This is a genomic window from Streptomyces sp. DT190 (assembly GCF_049846985.1).
Lineage (GTDB): Bacteria > Actinomycetota > Actinomycetes > Streptomycetales > Streptomycetaceae > Streptomyces.
This window is the reverse complement of the sequence record NZ_JBNCNM010000082.1, coordinates 1-425: the sequence shown is the minus strand read 5'-3', so window position 1 is coordinate 425 and position 425 is coordinate 1. Positions and strand designations below refer to the sequence as shown.

Here is a 425-nt window from a genome sequence, read left to right as displayed (position 1 = left end):
CGCGCCGGCATCCGCCCGGACAAGCTCAACGGCACCGACACCGGCGTCTACCTCGGCACCATGAGCTCCGACTACGGAGACCTGGGCGCGGACCTCGACGGCCTCGACGGCTACGTCAGCACCGGTAAGGCCTCCAGCGTCGTCTCGGGCCGTGTCTCCTACACGCTCGGCCTCCAGGGCCCGGCCGTCACCGTCGACACCGCCTGCTCCTCGTCGCTGGTCGCCCTCCATCTGGCGATCCAGGCGCTGCGCCAGGGCGAGTGCGAACAGGCCCTCGCCGGCGGCGTCACCGTCATGAGCGCTCCCTCACTCTTCGTGGAGTTCAGCCGGCTCAAGGGCATGGCGGGGGACGGCCGGTGCAAGTCCTTCTCGGCCGACGCCGATGGTGCGGGCTGGGCCGAGGGCGTGGGGGTGCTGCTGCTGAA

The 425-nt window shown here is 71.3% G+C and carries 1 protein-coding gene; it reads left to right on the top strand.

Annotated features, from left to right (window positions below; all coding sequences use genetic code 11):
- Positions 1–425, top strand: a 425-nt coding sequence (locus ACPXCS_RS39700; protein WP_425971254.1) for a beta-ketoacyl synthase N-terminal-like domain-containing protein, incomplete at both ends; no start/stop codon positions are given.